The organism is Endozoicomonas sp. ONNA2 (assembly GCF_024606365.1).
Classification (GTDB): domain Bacteria; phylum Pseudomonadota; class Gammaproteobacteria; order Pseudomonadales; family Endozoicomonadaceae; genus Endozoicomonas.
In genome coordinates this window covers 1-2,449 of sequence record NZ_JAHHPO010000781.1, presented here as the reverse complement: position 1 = coordinate 2,449, position 2,449 = coordinate 1, and the positions used below count along the sequence as shown (strand labels likewise).

Below are 2,449 nucleotides of genomic sequence, written 5' to 3'. Positions count from 1 at the left end.
ATCCTCGCTACGGGCGCTATTCTCGGACAGCCTCCTAGCCCTTGACCAGTAAGCACCTCTGGAGTTCCCCCGGAATTTATTAATAGCCATAAGTAGTTAACCAAATAAAATCGTAATTTTGCGCAACACCATGTAATCAGGCTAGAATGCCGGGTTAATTTACCAACCACTTGAAAGTTTCAAAATGAATTTCATGCCAGAAGCCTTCTGTCGTCTAATCGACATCAGTCTTCTGAACGTTTCTTATCTCCTTTACTAACGGATGCAGGCCAAGAGCCAGTTCCATGCTGAAACCCATTACCCTGAATCGCTATGTTTTTCATAGCCTGAGAAAACTCCTTTCCGTGTGGGTGTGTCCCACAGTTGAAAACAACAACCCTGAGGCCTTGCATCTGCAGATCGGAAAACCGGTTGTCTATGTTATGCACCAGCGCTCCCTGACGGACCTGATGGTGCTGGAGAGTGAGTGCATAAAAGCAGGCCTGCCGCGCCCTTATCAACCCATTGACGTTGACCACCGGCAAAGCAAGGCGCACTTCTTTCTCAGCCAGCACGAAGGCCTGATCATCCAGAGAGAACGGCCAGAGCCACCACAACTGCTGGAAGCGCTGGTCAGGCAGGTTGAAGCAAGGCATCAGGATGTCCAGCTCGTTCCCGTGACTATTATCTGGGGACGCTCTCCGGAAAAGGAGCAGTCCGCCTTTAAACTGCTGTTTGACTGGAACTTCAGCCTTGGTGGACGTTTCCGGAAGTTCCTGGCAACGCTACTGCACGGTCGACAAACCATGGTGTCTTTCAGCCCCGCCCTATCACTGCAGGAAATCATGGGTGATCGTAATAACCATGCCCGCAGTGTGCGCAAGGTAAACCGGATTCTCCGTGTCCATTTTCGCCAGAAAAAAGCCTCGGTTGTGGGCCCGGATCTCTCTCACCGTCGTATATTGGTCAACAGCCTGATTCATACGCCCGGGATTCAGAAAGCCATTGCGGCAGAAGCCGCGGCTCAGGAAATCACCCTGGTAGAAGCTGAGGCAAAAGCAAGGAAATATGCCAATGAAATAGTTTCTGACTTCTCCATGCCCGTCATCCGTTTCCTGGATATTATCCTGACCTGGTTCTGGAACAAGCTTTATAGTGGGGTAAAAGTCAATCATATTGAGCCATTGAAGGCACTGGCACAGAACCATACGATTGTTTATGTGCCCTGCCATCGAAGCCATATCGATTACCTTCTTCTGTCGTATGTTCTGTACTATGAAGGTTTGCCACCGCCCCATATTGCCGCGGGTATTAATCTGAATATGCCGGTGGTTGGCACCATTTTGCGTAAGGGTGGTGCCTTTTTCATGCGCAGAACGTTCCGTGGCAACCCGCTGTACAGCATGGTATTTCATGAATACATGTACACCCTGACCAGTAAAGGCTTTGCTACCGAATATTTCATCGAAGGCGGCCGTTCAAGAACTGGCCGCACCCTGTCACCAAAAACCGGCATGCTCTCCATCACCGTCCGCAGTTTCCTGCGTGATCATCGTAAGCCGATGGCTTTTGTTCCGGTCTATATCGGTTATGAAAAGCTGTTGGAAATGGCCAGCTATCTCGGCGAACTCCGGGGTGAAGCCAAGAAAAGCGAGTCGCCCCTGGATATAGTTCGCACACTGGCGGCCCTCAGGAATGAGTTTGGCAAGGCGTGGATCACCTTTGGTGAGCCACTGGAGCTGGGCTCGTTCCTGAGTTTACAGGCACCACACTGGCAAGAAAGCTCAGGCTCCAATGACAAACCAACATGGCTGGAGAGAACCACGTCGAATCTGGGCGATGTGCTGGCAGGCAGAATCAACGCAGCAGCGATCATCAACCCGGTCAACCTGGTCGCCATTGCCCTGCTCTGTTCACCAAGGCATGCGCTGGGTGAAGAGGAGTTGATTCGTCAGCTGGATGGCTTTACACGTCTTCTGTCCATGGTTCCCTACAGCGACCGGACGGTGATAACGGATCTGGATGCCCGCAGCATGGTCCACTACGTGGAAAACCTGCAATTGATCCAGAGGAAGACCGATGCGCTGGGGGATATCATCAGCATGGATGAGAAAACCGCCATTGCCATGACCTATTATCGCAATAATGTGTTGCATATTTTTGCCATCCCGTCCCTGATCAGCTGTTTCTTTGTCAACAGTGCCAGCATCACCGGAAAAGAGATTCTGCGCATCAGCAAGGTTCTCTACCCTTACCTGCAGGCAGAACTGTTCCTGCAGTGGACCCGGCACGAAGCACTGGCAGTGGTGCAAAAATGGCTGGATTGTCTGGTTGCAGAAGGACTGATCACCCGGGGCCGGGATGACAAGGGCGAAGCGTGTTATTACCAGCCGGACCCGGCCACCGCCGAATACGTTATGTTGAATGTCTTCTCACGTGCCATCGTCCAGACACTGGAACGCTTTTATAT

At 51.5% G+C, this 2,449-nt stretch carries 1 protein-coding gene; it reads left to right on the top strand.

From position 1 onward, the window contains the following. Positions 1 to 284 precede the first annotated feature (284 nt). On the top strand, positions 285 to 2,449 hold a 2,165-nt coding region (gene plsB / locus KDK14_RS13845; protein WP_257265762.1), incomplete at its 3' end, for a glycerol-3-phosphate 1-O-acyltransferase PlsB.